General features: G+C 44.0%; 11 protein-coding genes and 4 tRNA genes. 4 read left to right on the top strand and 11 right to left on the bottom strand.

Going from position 1 to position 15,526, the window contains the following annotated elements:
* Positions 1-10 precede the first annotated feature (10 nt).
* The 8 genes from R7E00_RS16050 to uvrY form a co-directional block, all read right to left on the bottom strand.
* Entirely contained in the window at positions 11-2,887 is a 2,877-nt protein-coding gene (locus R7E00_RS16050) for a pyridoxal phosphate-dependent class III aminotransferase (RefSeq protein ID WP_262606222.1), read from the bottom strand.
* Positions 2,888-3,786: 899 nt separating this feature from the next.
* Positions 3,787-3,862, bottom strand: a tRNA-Gly gene (locus R7E00_RS16045).
* A 13-nt stretch (positions 3,863-3,875) separates the two neighbouring features.
* Positions 3,876-3,962: transfer RNA gene (locus R7E00_RS16040), tRNA-Leu, on the bottom strand.
* 78 nt (positions 3,963-4,040) lie between these two features.
* Positions 4,041-4,116: transfer RNA gene (locus tag R7E00_RS16035), tRNA-Gly, on the bottom strand.
* Positions 4,117-4,153: 37 nt separating this feature from the next.
* Positions 4,154-4,227, bottom strand: a tRNA-Cys gene (locus tag R7E00_RS16030).
* 461 nt (positions 4,228-4,688) lie between these two features.
* The gene (gene pgsA, locus R7E00_RS16025) at positions 4,689-5,246 is read right to left on the bottom strand and encodes a CDP-diacylglycerol--glycerol-3-phosphate 3-phosphatidyltransferase (RefSeq protein ID WP_005394805.1); all 558 of its coding nucleotides are present in this window, start codon (positions 5,244-5,246) and stop codon (positions 4,689-4,691) included.
* A 46-nt stretch (positions 5,247-5,292) separates the two neighbouring features.
* A complete protein-coding gene (gene uvrC / locus R7E00_RS16020; RefSeq protein ID WP_080773718.1) occupies positions 5,293-7,125 on the bottom strand; it encodes an excinuclease ABC subunit UvrC in 1,833 nt (610 codons plus the stop codon).
* Between the two features lies 1 nt (position 7,126).
* On the bottom strand, positions 7,127-7,771 hold the full coding sequence (gene uvrY / locus R7E00_RS16015) for a UvrY/SirA/GacA family response regulator transcription factor (protein WP_005386783.1): 645 nt from the start codon (positions 7,769-7,771) through the stop codon (positions 7,127-7,129).
* A 427-nt stretch (positions 7,772-8,198) separates the two neighbouring features.
* Between uvrY and R7E00_RS16010 the strand changes: the two genes are divergently transcribed.
* Positions 8,199-10,562 carry a DNA polymerase II gene (locus tag R7E00_RS16010; RefSeq protein ID WP_262606221.1) on the top strand — a complete coding sequence of 788 codons (2,364 nt, stop codon included), beginning with the start codon at positions 8,199-8,201 and terminating at the stop codon, positions 10,560-10,562.
* Here the strand turns inward: R7E00_RS16010 and R7E00_RS16005 are convergent.
* A complete protein-coding gene (locus R7E00_RS16005; protein ID WP_170890390.1) occupies positions 10,559-11,326 on the bottom strand; it encodes a nucleotidyltransferase domain-containing protein in 768 nt (255 codons plus the stop codon). The two genes, R7E00_RS16010 and R7E00_RS16005, sit on opposite strands and share 4 nt — an antisense overlap.
* Before the next feature lie 194 nt (positions 11,327-11,520).
* On the opposite strand from R7E00_RS16005, the gene yeiP reads away from it, so the two are divergent.
* Together yeiP and R7E00_RS15995 are read left to right on the top strand one after the other, a co-directional pair.
* Complete coding sequence (gene yeiP, locus R7E00_RS16000; RefSeq protein ID WP_005376801.1) at positions 11,521-12,087, top strand: elongation factor P-like protein YeiP; 567 nt, start codon at positions 11,521-11,523, stop codon at positions 12,085-12,087.
* Between the two features lie 2 nt (positions 12,088-12,089).
* The gene (locus R7E00_RS15995; RefSeq protein WP_005376800.1) at positions 12,090-12,410 is read left to right on the top strand and encodes an HI1450 family dsDNA-mimic protein; all 321 of its coding nucleotides are present in this window, start codon (positions 12,090-12,092) and stop codon (positions 12,408-12,410) included.
* A 187-nt stretch (positions 12,411-12,597) separates the two neighbouring features.
* Here R7E00_RS15995 and rluB read toward each other — a convergent pair whose 3' ends face one another.
* The gene (gene rluB, locus R7E00_RS15990) at positions 12,598-13,536 is read right to left on the bottom strand and encodes a 23S rRNA pseudouridine(2605) synthase RluB (RefSeq protein WP_005376798.1); all 939 of its coding nucleotides are present in this window, start codon (positions 13,534-13,536) and stop codon (positions 12,598-12,600) included.
* A 565-nt stretch (positions 13,537-14,101) separates the two neighbouring features.
* Here rluB and R7E00_RS15985 point away from each other — a divergent pair.
* Positions 14,102-14,812, top strand: coding sequence for a calcium-binding protein (locus R7E00_RS15985; RefSeq protein ID WP_005376796.1), 711 nt, complete (start codon positions 14,102-14,104; stop codon positions 14,810-14,812).
* A gap of 93 nt (positions 14,813-14,905) precedes the next feature.
* Here the strand turns inward: R7E00_RS15985 and R7E00_RS15980 are convergent.
* A partial coding sequence (locus R7E00_RS15980) for an L-threonylcarbamoyladenylate synthase (RefSeq protein WP_005376791.1) occupies positions 14,906-15,526 on the bottom strand: 621 nt, incomplete at its 5' end.

Raw genomic sequence — 15,526 nt, 5'->3', positions numbered from 1 at the left:
GTTACCTTTGTTAAACTAGCTCTGCCGCTAGCGTATTGATTTTCGAGAGCAAAGATTCAAAGTCCGCTGTCGTCAGACACGGGTTCAAAATCGTAAATTTCAATGCAGTTTTATCGTCGACAATGGTTTCACCCAATACCGCGATACCGCGTGTTAACGCTTCTAAGCGCAACGTTTTGTTCAGTTCATCAAGATCCGCTGATTCATGTGTCGCTCGGAACAGAACCGTAGATAGTGATGGTTCAGCCAACAACTCAAAGTGTTTGTTATCTCGAATCATGTCCGCCACTTCAAGCGTCTGTTCAAGCAAATGATCATACATATCGCCTAGGGCTTTTGGCCCTACGCTTTGCATCGTCATAAACACTTTGAGCGCATCAAAACGCTTAGTTGTCGCAATAGACTTATCCACCAAGTTCGGTAGTTCGTCGTGTTCGCGGTTCAAATAGTCTGCATGGTGAAGCAGGAATTTAAAGTTAGACTTGTCATTTACCAATAGCGCACCACAACTGATGGTTTGGTAAAACAGCTTATGGAAGTCTACGCTGATGGAATGTGCACGCTCACAACCTTTCAGACGCGCTTTTTGGCTACTTAGAATCAGAGCTCCACCGTATGCACCGTCGACGTGCATCCACATGTCATGTTTCGCTGCGATATCGGCGATAAAGTCTAAGTCATCAATAGCACCGTGATCCGTTGTACCCGCGGTGCCAACAATGGCAAATGGGATCAAACCTTCTGCTTTGGCCTGATTGAGAACTTCGTCTAATTTAGTGACATCCATCGTTCCATCGGCATTAGCATCGACGGTCATGACCGCTTTTTCACCCAATCCCATCCAAGACGCTGATTTTTGAACCGTGAAGTGGGATTTTTTCGAACATACAATACGTAGCTTGTCTGCGTATTCAGGAAGGCCAAGCTTTTGAATTGAGTGTGCACTGAGTTTGTCAGCAATCCAATCTCGCGCAAGCATCAAACCCATTTGATTACTTTGCGTGCCGCCGCTCGTGAAGATACCGTCCGCTTTTTCACCTAACTCATATTTATCGCATAGCCAGTTCACAACTTTCTGTTCAACATAAGTCGCTGATGAAGCTTGATCCCATGAGTCCATAGACTGGTTCAAAGCCGCAATCATTGCCTCTGCCGCAATCGCTGGCATCAACGGTGGAGTATGTAGGTGAGCAATACAATCTGGATGTTGAGTAAAAATTGCGTTTTTCGCGACCAGCTCAGCAGCATCGTCGATAACGGATTTAAGAGGCGCATTTCCATTATCAAGATCAACGTCGTGAATCGCTGCTTCCAATGCTTTTGGATCCATACCTGAATACGGTGCAGTCACTTGTTCAAACACTGACTTCATTGCCGTAGTAGTGTGATTCATCACCGAAGCAAATTCATTGCTGCCCATCTCTCCAGTGTGGATGAAATGCTTCTTCCATTCATCTTGTGGCTGAGTTTCGATGTGACTACCGCCAGCCGCTAAAATCGCGTCTTCAAATACACGTAAAGCAAAGTCGATTTGTTCAAACGAGATGATAAGAGGAGGAAGGAAACGAATTACTGCGCCTTCGCGTCCACCTTTCTCAACGATCAAGCCACGCTCGAGTGCTGCGCGTTGAATAGAAAGTGTGAGTTCACTATCCGCTTGAGGTTCACCAAATTTATTGAGCTCACCGTTTGGATTTTTAATCTCCACGCCTAGCATCAAACCTTTGCCACGAACCTCTGCGATACAGTTCACACGCTTTTGAATACTTTCAAGGCCGTAGCGCAGGTACTGACCCGCAATATTGGCATGCTCAACAAGGTTATCACGCTGGATAATTTCTAATGCTTTCGCACCAGAGACCATAGCTAGCTGGTTACCACGAAATGTACCTGTGTGCTCGCCCGGCTTCCATGTATCATGTTGCTTGTTGATAACCAATAGCGACATTGGTAAGCCACCACCAATTGCTTTTGATAAACACAGAATATCTGGAACAATGCCCGACTCTTCGAACGCGAAATTGTAGCCAGTTTTACCAACACCACACTGGATCTCATCGAAGATCAGTAAGATACCGTGTTCATCACAAATACGACGTAACTCTCGTAGCCAGAATGCTGGCGCAGGAACAACACCACCCTCACCTTGCACTGGCTCCACGATAATCGCGGCAGGCTTCATAATGCCTGACTCATCATCGTTTAAAAGACGATCGATATAGCGAATGCTTGCTTTCGCACCTTCATCACCGCCAAGCCCAAAAGGACAACGCAGGTTGTATGGGAAAGGCATAAAGTGCACATCCGACATCAAACCAGTTCGACGAGCTTTCGTACCTAAGTTACCCATCATCCCCATCGTACCATTAGTCATACCATGGTATGCGCCACGGAAGGCAAACATAGTGTTGCGACCAGTAGTCTGTTTCGCGAGCTTGATAGCAGCTTCAACCGCATCAGCTCCAGACGGGCCACAAAATTGGATAACGCTGTTCTCACTTAACTCTTGAGGAAGAAAAGATTTAACGGATTGAATAAACGTCGTTTTTGCTGATGTTGCAATATCTAGCGTCTGATATGGCAGTCCTGAATCTAATTGCTCTTTCAGCGCTTGGTTTATTTCAGGATGGTTATACCCCAAAGCTAGAGTGCCTGCCCCCGCAAGGCAGTCTAGAAAGATCTGTCCACGCGTATCTTCAACCAAGCACCCAAAGGCTTGTTTAATTGCGATCGGCAAACGACGTGGATAAGAACGTACTTCAGATTCATGCTCAGCCTGATCAATCAATACTTGATCTGGCGTTAAGTCATACGTTCCCTCAACGATAGGAACCTGAGACGAAAAAATGTTTGCGATATTGCTATCGACTTCAAAGGCAGTGCTCATACTACATAATCCCTTGAATTATAATAATTCTGTATCCTGTATTAATAATCATTAGAATGAAATTACAGGAGGTGTGAATACCCCTCCGCATTTGTCAGTGCATAAATGACAAATACAGATCATCCGCCACGATACTCGCGACTTTATATGTAAAAGGGATTAATCAAGGTTCTGTAATGCACCCGTTTTGTAAAACAGGACATTTCGGCAGTATGAAGCTGATTAGTGTGTGTTTATTCAAAGGTTTCAATGTTGGGTTTCCCATTAATATGCCGCGTTTACAGCATTAGTATCCCGTCTATCGACAAAAGGCTTTGCCGATACCTACCCTACGCAGTGTCACAATCAGCTTGAATGGTCACTACGCGTATCCCCCAGAGATCAAACGTTGTTAATTACGCTCCGAGATTGCGCGCGAATTTATCACAAAATAAAATCTTCTGGCAACGATTTTTCATATTAGTAACAGTGATGTAAATCACAACAAAACATACCCCATCGCAACTCGCATGTTCATATTCATGATCTATGCTTTTCTGCTTCTCTCAAACACCTGTTATTTAAACAAATATTCTTGAGATATCATCACCTCATCTAAACAGATGATGTAAGGTTGTGCTGCTTAATCGTAAAACATTCCTTTCTATATCCGAAACATTTAAAAAGATAGCATTCTCGTCACAGCTTTGCCTGGAGCAAGAGTGGTTATTCTCCACAAGTGATGGTTTAAACATAGACTAGTAGGAATGGCTAAGATGTTTTGCAGTGGCAGAATGAACAATCACTTGAGTCAATGAGACAAAGGGTTCGTTACTTAACGAAGTCTGTGACAGAAAAGAAGTTTGAGATTTTCAAAAAATACGAAAAAGGCCTAACATTTTCATGTTAGGCCTTAAATCTGGAGCGACACACGAGGTTCGAACTCGTGACCTCAACCTTGGCAAGGTTGCGCTCTACCAACTGAGCTAGTGTCGCATTTAATATGAGATGGTGCCCCGGGCCGGACTTGAACCGGCACAACGCGAACGTCGAGGGATTTTAAATCCCTTGTGTCTACCAATTCCACCACCAGGGCACACAAATATTCTTTGTGATGCCTTTACAGAAAAGTAAAACACCATCTGATACCGCTAAATGCCATATCAATAAAATTTGGAGCGACACACGAGGTTCGAACTCGTGACCTCAACCTTGGCAAGGTTGCGCTCTACCAACTGAGCTAGTGTCGCATTTTTTCTCGAAAGCCATTCGCTCTCAAAAGAATAATGGAGGCGCCTCCCGGAGTCGAACCGAGGTCCACGGATTTGCAATCCGCTGCATAGCCACTCTGCCAAGGCGCCTAATTTGTGAATAAAGCTAAGCTTTTCACCACCCTTTCGAGCCGTGCTCTCTTGGGTACGGGATGCATTCTACGGATTCGAGCGATCGAGTCAACACTATTTTTATTTTTTTAAATCGTTTGACTAGAATTTGTGCGAAAGACGATGGATTGCTTAGTTTTAATACTAAAAATCGCTTAAATACACTTGTTTATCATAAAACTTTGGCTACGCCTTACACTGCTGGCCGTGCGTTGCGTGCATTGAAGTATTAATAATCAGAAGACTCGCCTCTCTAAGACTCTCCAAGGACAAAAACAAGACTTAGATCACAAATGGAACTCTATCGAAGCAAAAGCCCCAGATACAAATTGCAAGCATGGCCGTTAACAAGCATTGAAAAGCGAGAGAAGCAAAAAATGCTGTAGATTGTCTTAGATACAAAAAAGCAGGCTATTAAGCCTGCTTTCTAACATCAGAATTTAATGGTGCTCTTCATTCAACAGATCGTCTTTCGCAGCAGCCAAATATTGAATCATTGACCAATATGTCAAGAAAGTTGCCACATACAAGGCCGCAAAGCCTAGCCAAACCATCCATTCATCGTAACGCCATATCAACACCCATAAGGCGAACATTTGCGAAACAGTTTTTACTTTGCCAACCCAAGATACCGCAACACTCGCTCGCTTACCGATTTCAGCCATCCATTCTCGCAATGCTGAGATAATGATTTCTCGCGCAATCATCGTTACCGCAGGAATGGTCACCCAAATTGAATGATAATGTTCCGTGATTAGAATCAATGCCGTTGCCACTAGCACTTTATCAGCGACAGGATCAATAAACGCGCCAAAACGAGAAGTTTGGCCAAGTTTACGGGCCAACATGCCGTCAAGCCAGTCAGTAAAACCCGCTACCCAAAACACCATTGCTGCTGCAAACGGTGCCCATGAATAAGGTAGATAAAAGACAACCACAAAAACAGGGATTAGGAACAGTCTAAGAAGAGACAGAATGTTCGGGATATTCAAACGCATTTTATTATTCTCTTACACATTGCGGCTTAATGTTGCGCGATTTTCCTTATTGTTTCAATGCTTGGAAAATAATTTCTGCTAAAGAGTGACTTATTCCCGGTACTTTGGCGATTTCTTCGACACTTGCACGTTTAAGTTCTTGTAACCCACCCATGTACTTGAGTAACGCCTGACGTCGTTTAGGGCCGATTCCCTCAATCCCTTCGAGTGCACTCGTACGTCTGGTTTTACCTCGCTTAGCACGGTGCCCCGCTATAGCATGGTTATGGCTTTCATCACGAATATGTTGAATAAGATGCAGCGCAGGAGCATCGCTTGGTAAATGAAACTCGTCCCCATCGACTGTAATCAGCGTTTCTAAACCTGGTTTGCGAGTAACGCCTTTTGCAATACCAATCATGATGGGACGCTTTGGCCAATCCCCCCAATATTGCGAAATGATGTCATGCGCACGATTTAACTGACCTTTACCGCCATCGATAAAGATGATGTCGGGAATTTTCTCTACGTCCAATTGCTTCGAATAACGGCGCTCCAACGCTTGTCCCATTGCTGCGTAATCATCACCACCGGTAATCCCAGTAATGTTGTAGCGACGATACTCTTGCTTTACGGGGCCTTCGTTGTTGAACACCACACATGACGCAATCGTGCTTTCCCCCATCGTATGGGAGATATCAAAACATTCCATTCGAGCTATAGACTCCAACTTCAATGTTTCGCGAAGCGCATGAAAACGCTGATTAATCGTCATCTTGTGATTGATTTTGGTGGTAATCGCCGTTAGTGCATTCGTGTTCGAAAGCTTGAGATACCTTGCTCGAGAGCCAGTTGGCGACGTATGAAAATGAACCTTACGGCCTGCCACTTCACTTAACGCTTTCTGTATTGGCGCAATATCTTCTGCCAACTCTTGATTCAAAATAATACGAGAAGGAATTGTACGTGCTTCGTTATGGCTCAAATAGTATTGAGTCAGAAAACTATCGAACACTTCCTGCTGGCTTGTATTTTGTGGGATTTTCGGAAAATGGCTACGGCTACCAAGCACTTTGCCTTGGCGTATCATCAGGATATGGATACACGCGATACCATTCTCCTGAGCAAACCCGAGTACATCCATATCATCCATGCTGTCTTCTGAGACGTACTGCTGCTCTTGAACACGCCTAATCGCTTGGATTTGATCGCGAAATTTAGCGGCATCTTCAAAGCGCAATTGCTGACTGGCAACTTCCATTTTCTCAATCAACTGTTTGAGTACTTGCTGATCTTTGCCTTGCAAAAACATGCGCACAAAGCCAACCAACTCTGCATATTCTTCATCAGAAATGATGGTATTAACGCATGGTCCTGCACAACGACCAATTTGGTACATCAAACATGGGCGCGTTCGGTTGGAATAGACAGTGTCTTCACACTGGCGCACAGGAAATATCTTTTGCAGCAAATGCAATGTTTCTCTTACTGCACCAGAATCTGGGTAGGGGCCAAAATATTCACCTTTGCGCTTCTTGGCGCCACGGTGGATAGAAAGCCGTGGGTGCTTATGACCGCTAATAAAGATATAAGGGTAAGACTTATCATCTCGCAGCAACACATTGTATTTCGGCAAATACTGCTTGATGTAGTTATGCTCTAAGATCAGCGCTTCTGTCTCAGTGTGAGTCACCGTGACGTCTATTTTGGCGATATTACTGACAAGCGCGCGAGTTTTCTCACTGTCTACTTTTTTTCGAAAGTAGCTTGAAAGGCGCTTTTTAAGGTCTTTGGCTTTACCTACGTAGATTACAACAGCTTCGGCGTTGTACATTCTGTAAACGCCGGGCTGATGAGTTACTGTCTTGAGAAAGGAAGCCGAATCGAAAGGAGGATTCACGCTAAAGGGTCTCGGTGTCCAGCATTCCGTGGCGAATCGCTAAGTGAGTTAACTCAACGTCACCATTAATGTCCAATTTACTAAAGAGTCGGTAGCGATAGCTGTTGACTGTCTTTGGACTTAAATTAAGTTGCTCAGAAATATCCGTTACCTTTTGGCCTTTGGTGATCATAAGCATGATCTGCAATTCACGTTCGGATAAGTCTTTAAAAGGGTTCTCAGAGGCTGGAGAAAATTGACTCAATGCCATCTGCTGCGCAATCTCTGGCGAGATGTAACGCTGCCCACTATTAACTACACGAATCGCATTCACCATTTCGTCAGGGCCAGCACCTTTGGTTAAATAACCAGACGCACCTGCCTGCATCACCTTGGTTGGAAACGGGTTTTCTGTATGAACGGTAAGTACGATGATTTTCACATCAGGATTCACGCGAAGAATTTTTTTAGTGGCTTCCAAGCCGCCAATTCCTGGCATGTTCATGTCCATTAAAACGACGTCAGCATGATTACTGCGACACCATTTTACTGCATCTTCACCGCTGTCAGCTTCTCCTGCTACGTTCATTCCACGGACGTCTTCAATAATACGTCGTATCCCTGTGCGAACCAGCTCGTGATCATCTACAAGGAAAACATTTATCAAACTTGTATCTCCACACTTTGTATTGGTTCTGCACCCACATAACCATTATTTGTTAAATGTGGATATCAGTATGACTGCCTATATACTAACGTAATCGACAAAAAATTGCTTTCTATGAATATGTGCTGAAACGCAAACTTTAGCAAGAACTTATTCATAAACCACTCTATTATTTTAGAGCGTGATGAGCAGAACCGAAATCTAAGAAAAGACAATTAACAACATTAAGTACAATAAATCAAGTAACTAGGTTTCATATTGCCCAGAGAAACACGCTATAACTTAAAATGACACTGTCCCTCTTGCACCAAAGACTAACTTGTAATCACTAATTCCAGCAAAAATTTGAGACGCTTTCTTTACTGGTTATTTTTACAGTTCTTAGTGTTAAACTAACGTTCTTCAAGTTTTCTAAGGTTTCTCACATTTGAATATCCAACAAGGCTTTCTGCTTACTCGACAGGCACGAGACATCAAAGGTCAAACTCAAATCGAGTTGTGGCTTTCGACAGAAGCAGGTCCTACTCAGTTACTTATTAATGGTGAGAAGCCAGTATTTTTCATCGCTCAGAAACACTCAGAGCAAGCAAAGACACTCGCACGAGAAAAAAACATATTCGTCGACATCCGCCTTTTGGATCTCAAAACGTTTGAACATACGCCTCTTGCTGCCTGCTATACCAATGTAACCAGAGACGCTCTCGCACTCAAAGACACATTCGCTCAAAAAGATATCACTACGTATGAAAGTGATATTCGCCTCGCCGATCGCTACCTAATGGAGCGTTTTATCAAAGGCAGTATCGAGTTTACAGGCAATGTGACTCGCACCAATGGCTACCAACGCGTCCAGAGCGCAAAATGCCGTTCGGGGCAATATGAGCCGAAGTTAAACGTTGTCTCGCTAGATCTAGAATGCTCTGAGAAAGGCATTCTTTACTCAATCGGATTAGACAGCGTCATGGATTCCCGCGTTATCATGATCGGAGAACCAGAACCTTCGGAGACACCGATACAATGGGTTAAGGATGAAAAAGCGCTTCTAGAAGCACTCATCGTTTGGTTTAAACAATTCGACCCCGATGTCATTGTCGGTTGGAACGTCATTGATTTTGACTTTCGTCTACTACACAAACGAGCAGAATGGCACAACATGAAGCTAATGCTTGGTAGAGCAGACCAAGCCAGCTTTTTCAGAAGTTCATCTCAAAGCCAACAAGGGTTTATTTCCATTCCAGGGCGAGTTGTAATGGACGGTATCGATACGTTAAAAACGGCGACTTATCACTTTCGGTCTTGGTCATTAGAGTCTGTATCTCAAGAACTCTTAGGGGAAGGGAAAGAAATCCACAACGTTCATGACCGCATGGATGAGATCAATCGTATGTACCGCTCCGACAAACCATCGCTGGCTAAATATAATTTACAAGACTGCGTGTTAGTGAATAAGATTTTCAATCACACTCACCTGCTCGACTTTGCAATAGAGCGCTCTCGTCTCACTGGTGTCGAACTGGATCGTGTCGGCGGTTCGGTTGCAGCATTCACAAACCTATACATGCCTCAGATACACCGAGCAGGCTACGTTGCTCCGAACCTACACCCTGAAAATTGGATTGCCAGCCCCGGCGGTTACGTGATGGACTCCATCCCTAACCTATATGATTCTGTTTTAGTATTGGATTTTAAGAGTCTATATCCATCGATTATTCGCTCTTTCTTGATTGATCCTATGGGTTTAGTTGAGGGGTTATTGCTCGATATTGGAAAAGAAGAAAATCAGGCTGTACCTGGCTTTCGCGGTGGGCAGTTCCATCGTACGAAACACTTTTTACCAGAAATGATTGAAAAGCTTTGGGCAGCACGTGATGTGGCAAAGAAGAACAATGAAAAAGCTTTTTCTCAGGCAATCAAAATCATCATGAACTCCTTTTATGGCGTACTGGGCTCATCGGGATGTCGTTTCTTTGATACTCGGTTAGCTTCTAGTATTACCATGCGCGGACATGAAATCATGAAGAAAACTAAGGTGCTGATTGAGGAGCAAGGATATCAAGTGATTTACGGCGATACGGATTCCACATTCGTGTCGTTGAATCGACCATACAGTCAAGTAGAAGCTGACGCTGTTGGAAATCAATTAGTTGATTACATCAACTCTTGGTGGCAAGAACACCTGCGTTCTGAGTACAACCTAACATCTATGTTGGAAATCGAGTATGAAACCCATTATCGCAGATTCCTTATGCCAACGATTCGTGGCGCAGAAACTGGCTCGAAAAAGCGCTACGCGGGTTTAATCGGTGAAGGAGAGCAAGAACGGATTGTATTTAAAGGGTTAGAAAGTGCCCGTACTGACTGGACCTCGTTAGCACAGAAATTTCAAAATACACTCTATAGCATGATTTTCCATGGTGAAGATCCAAGCGACTATGTCCGAGAGATGGTTGAGAAAACTAACAACGGTGAATTTGATGAACAGTTGGTGTATCAAAAGCGACTGCGAAGAAAACTGCATGAGTATCAGAAGAACGTCCCGCCACAAGTGCGTGCAGCTCGTTTAGCCGATGAGATAAATGCCAAGCTTGGCCGCCCATTACAGTATCAAAACAAAGGGCGAATTGAATACATTATTACCGTGAACGGCCCTGAACCTTATGAGTACCTCAATAGCCCGATTGATTATCAACATTACATTGATAAACAACTCAAACCCGTTGCGGATGCGATTCTCCCTTTCATTGGGACGGACTTTGACAGGCTTTCAGCGCCACAAATGGGGTTGTTTTAGCCGATACGAAACTCTGTTTTCTGGTACTGTTTGACTAACCAATCACCAAACGCATCAATTAGCCCGATAACAGAACGCTTGGGAATACCCCGGCCAGAAAGTAAAATTTCTAGCCGCTCGATCTCAAGCTGCTTTTCAGGATGATAAGTTAAGAATACCTTGCCACATTGTATAGGGTCATCAAACCAACGTTTATCTCGATACATCACCAAAGAGTATGACGCTCTTAGTAACTTTTTTGCAATCACGCGCTGGGCGGCCACCTGCTCTTCTATCGTCTTCGCTTGTACGATTTTTTTGCGATACACCGTAATCCAATCTTCCACATCCATATTCCAGTGCTTAGCAATTTCCCAACTTGGGACGTAATCACCGAAGCATTCTGCTAGATCATCACCGTAAACACAGACACAGCAATGCTTAAGCATAAAGCCCCAAGTAAAAATACTATCTAAATTAGCCACTTCGCTCACTAAGGCTGTACGGACCGATACACCATTAACTTGAGAGTAACTCTGCTGCGCACGCCACTTAATTGTGTTGAGCAAAGTCGCGCGATTGTGCTCAAAGGATGATTGAGTAACGACAACCAGGTCTAAGTTCGACCTTCCTGCGATCGCTGTTTTACGAGCAACACTACCGTATACATAAACGCTGTGTAAGTTTTGCCCCAGTCCACCTTTGAGACAAGCGGTGACTTCCCTAATTAAAGGCGCAAACTCTGGTTGAAATGGTTGTTTAGGATCGATAACAGGCAGAGACATGACTTAAAACGTGTTCTCAGATGGTTCAAGAAGTTGGACTATATGTTCTCTTAGCCGACTCACTGAATCAAGTCCATTCAGGTGTTTAGTCATGGGAGTAACAACAAATTTCTGCAATGAATTTTAATGCTAGGCGGCTAACTTAGCGCTATAATCACCGAGTTTTGCTTAATAAGTATGAATAGGAATATACAATGCCAAAGGCAAGTGAAATCAAAAAAGGCTTCGCAATCGAGTCTAATGGTAAAACTCTTCTAGTTAAAGACATCGAAGTAACGACTCCTGGCGGTCGTGGCGGCGCTAAAATCTACAAAATGCGTTGTACAGATCTAAACACGGGCGCACGTGTAGATGAGCGTTACAAGTCTGATGACGTTGTTGAAACGGTAGAAATGAACAAACGTGCAGTTGTGTACTCATACGCTGACGGCGATGAGCACATCTTCATGGATAACGAAGACTACTCACAATACACATTCAAGCACAATGAAGTTGAAGACGACATGCTGTTCATCAACGAAGATACACAAGGTATCCACATTATCCTTGTTAACGGTGCTGCAGTGGGTATTGAACTACCATCTTCTGTTGAGCTAGTGATTGAAGAAACTGACCCTTCAATCAAAGGTGCTTCTGCATCTGCTCGTACTAAACCAGCACGCTTCGCTTCAGGTCTTGTCATCCAGGTTCCTGAGTACATTGCAACTGGTGACCGAGTTATCATTAACACAGCTGAACGTAAATACATGAGCCGAGCATAAGCATGTCTGATTTGATTTCTTACGACGACGTCATCGACGCAGCGTACGACATTTTCCTTGAGATGGCTCCAGATAACCTAGAGCCTGCTGACGTGATTCTGTTTACTGCGCAATTTGAAGATCGTGGTGCCGCAGAACTTGTTGAAACCGGTGATGACTGGGTTGAACATGTTGGCTTCGAGATCGACAAAGAAGTATATGCAGAGGTTCGTATCGGCCTAGTAAATGAGGAAAATGACGTTCTTGATGACGTATTTGCTCGTATGCTAATCAGCCGAGACCCTGAACATAAGTTCTGCCATATGCTTTGGAAACGCGATTAACGTTTCTTCATCATGAACAAAGATACCAGCCTAGTGCTGGTATTTTTTTATCTGTTGTTTTCGTCTAGCTGAGATATTTGTTTATACAAAGCACCCTGCTCTATATAGGCTTTAGATCCTTTTGTTATGTAACAGATAAGAAAAAGGCTTGCCGAATTGGCAAGCCTTTCTGATGTTTTGCTATCGATTAACGATGCTTGTTGCGTGCGCCTTGGTCACCAGCAGTCTTCTTCGGCTTACGACGAGAAGGGTTGTTGCTGCGACCTTTTGGCGTGTTAACACGCTCTTCATGGCGCTTAACTGCGCGACGAATTTTTTGGCTGCGTGCACGCTCACGTTTGCGTGACGTGTTGTCTTTGTTCAGATCAAGCATGGTTTCTTTCTCTGGACGAAGCTCTACAAGCTCCCGCAAGTAGTTTACTTCTTTCAGGTCAAGCTCCATCCAACCGCCACGAGGCAGTTTCTTGTCTAAGAAGATGTCGCCGTAACGAACACGTTTCAGACGACTAACGGTACACTCTTGCGATTCCCATAGTCGACGAACTTCGCGGTTACGACCTTCGTTGATAACAACGTAAAACGTGTGGTTCATGCCTTCACCACCCGCGTAAACAACATCTTCAAAGCGAGCTAAACCGTCTTCCAGTTCAACACCTTTTACTAGATTACGAACTTTCTGTTCAGTTACTTCACCGAACACACGTACTAGGTATTCACGTTCAACTTGGCGGCTTGGGTGCATTAAGCGGTTCGCCAGTTCACCATCCGTTGTGAAAAGTAGAAGACCAGAAGTGTTCGCATCCAGACGACCAACTGAAATCCAACGAGAGCCACGAATTTTTGGCAGACGATCAAAAACAGTACGACGACCTTCTGGATCGTGACGAGTACACAGTTCACCCTCAGGTTTGTAGTACGCAAGTACACGACAAATCACTTCTTCTTGAATCTTTGCAGAGACAATGTGACCATCGATACGAACTACGCTGCTCTCGTCTTCAAGTCTTTCACCAAGCTTAGCGACTACACCGTTCACGCTAACGCGACCAGATTTAATTAACGATTCAATCTCACGACGAGAACCGTGACCAGCACGTGCTAATACTTTTTGTAACTTTTCGCTCATTTATCTACCTATGTGTCGTCTTCACAGACGTCTAGACCAGGATTGGTCTGTATTTTGCTATTTACCCATTTCAGTGGGATTTTTCGGTCGGACATTATACGTAACTTTCTTAGTTAATGTAAGCTAAATCGGCGCCATTCTCCACACCAAAATTCACTTCAAAAATGACCGAAATATTTGTCCTATTCTGCAACTTTTTTACTACTTAAAGCAGGCATTGCTCAACGAGAATCCCACTAATATCGGTCTTCCTGAACCACTTTAACCACGCGGTACCTGATAAAATTGTCAGGGTTACAACAATAACCACTTGGGGTGTGTTTACTGTTCGTATTGCTAGAAAGCAACGAAGAATAAGCCGTCCCTGTTTGCTGCTAAGTAATACCAATCACCGCAGACAATGAGCGCTCATAGCAAAGCAAGGTCGTGGGTAACAAGACAAAAATTGTCTTTAAGTCATTAGTTCACATCAAAAATAACACTAATGCTATCGTGTACTCTGACTCACTCGGTTCGCTCTGCACTCTCGGCGATTGGCATAAATCAGACAAAAAGGAATAGAACAATGTCTATGCTAAATCTCGACCTAAATTGGATTTTTGGGACATCTCAAGATGACGATATGACAGGCACAAAAGGCTCTGAAACAACCGATATTTTCTTCGGCTTCTGTGGTGATGATAAGTTTGTAGGATACGGAGGTAATGATATTGTCTTCGGTGGCTGGGGAGATGATACCTTGCTTGGTGGCCGAGGTAACGACTTTGTTTCTGGCGGTTTTGGAAACGATTTCCTATCCGGCGGATTAGGAAACGACAAACTCTTTGGTGGCTGTGGCGACGACACAATTTTTGATTATTCAGGCAACAACTACTTGAGTGGTGGCTGGGGTAACGACACGCTCGTTGTTGGTGATGGTGAATCAGTACTGAGCGGTGGCTGTGGAGACGACACCTTCGTGCTTACAAACCGCCTGGCTATTGGTGTACCTGATCAGCCAGTGTCTTCCAACGATATTGATGTTAAAGCCGACATTGTCGATTTTAATATTTTCCATGACAAACTTGTCTTTGATATGGGCCGAGACACTGATAACGATGGCATTCGAGATACGTTCTTGGATTCAGCGGATGATCTGACTTTATCTTACAATGAATGTGGCTGGGCAGTATTCTCAAGTGATGAATACAATGTTGAAGTGACACTAAACGGTGTGAGCTCTGCATACATCAACTATGCAGAACAAAATGGTATCGACATTTTCGATTTCGCTTAACCTCAATCAGTTAAGTTCAATGAGATATTCGATATGACAACTAAAATAGGAGGCGCGATGCCTCCTATTTTGTTTGACGGTGGTGTGCGTCTACTATTCGAATGGTGCAGGGTCACCAGATCCCAAACGAACCACAACAGGTTCACCTTCGCTAAAGTCAATTACAGTCGTAGGTTGTTCACCTAAGTAACCGCCATTAAGAATCACATCAACCGCATGTTCTAGTTTATCGCGAATATCCTCTGGATCAGATTCTGTTACGTCACTGCCAGGTAGAATCAACGATGTAGACATCATCGGCTCACCTAATGCTTCCAACAAGTCCAAGGCAATTTGATTGTCTGGAACACGGATACCGATGGTCTTACGTTTTGCATTCATCAAACGACGCGGTACTTCTTTAGTACCTTTGAAGATGAAGGTGTAAGGACCTGGTGTGTTATTTTTCAGCAGTCGGAATGCAGAGTTATCCACTCGCGCATAGAGAGAAAGCTCCGACAAATCACGACACAGTAAAGTAAAGTTATGCTTATCATCCAGACGACGAATCTGACAGATTCGTTCCAGTGCCTGTTTGTTCTCCAACTGACAGCCAAGTGCGTACCCTGAATCAGTAGGGTAAACCACAACGCCGCCGTTACGAATGATTGCTACTGCTTGATTAATCAAGCGAGCCTGTGGGTTTTCTGGGTGAACGTAAAAAAACTGGCTCAT

The organism is Vibrio sp. Vb1755 (assembly GCF_033338635.1).
GTDB classification, from domain to species: Bacteria; Pseudomonadota; Gammaproteobacteria; order Enterobacterales; family Vibrionaceae; genus Vibrio; species Vibrio alginolyticus.
This window is presented reverse-complemented; position numbering and strand designations above follow the sequence as displayed.

Coding starts and splice junctions, on each gene's coding strand:
- R7E00_RS16050 (WP_262606222.1), bottom strand. CDS start 2,887: ATGAGCACTGCCTTTGAAGTCGATAGCAATATCGCAAACATTTTTTCG.
- pgsA (WP_005394805.1), bottom strand. CDS start 5,246: ATGCGTTTGAATATCCCGAACATTCTGTCTCTTCTTAGACTGTTCCTA.
- R7E00_RS16005 (WP_170890390.1), bottom strand. CDS start 11,326: ATGTCTCTGCCTGTTATCGATCCTAAACAACCATTTCAACCAGAGTTT.
- yeiP (WP_005376801.1), top strand. CDS start 11,521: ATGCCAAAGGCAAGTGAAATCAAAAAAGGCTTCGCAATCGAGTCTAAT.
- R7E00_RS15995 (WP_005376800.1), top strand. CDS start 12,090: ATGTCTGATTTGATTTCTTACGACGACGTCATCGACGCAGCGTACGAC.
- rluB (WP_005376798.1), bottom strand. CDS start 13,536: ATGAGCGAAAAGTTACAAAAAGTATTAGCACGTGCTGGTCACGGTTCT.
- R7E00_RS15985 (WP_005376796.1), top strand. CDS start 14,102: ATGTCTATGCTAAATCTCGACCTAAATTGGATTTTTGGGACATCTCAA.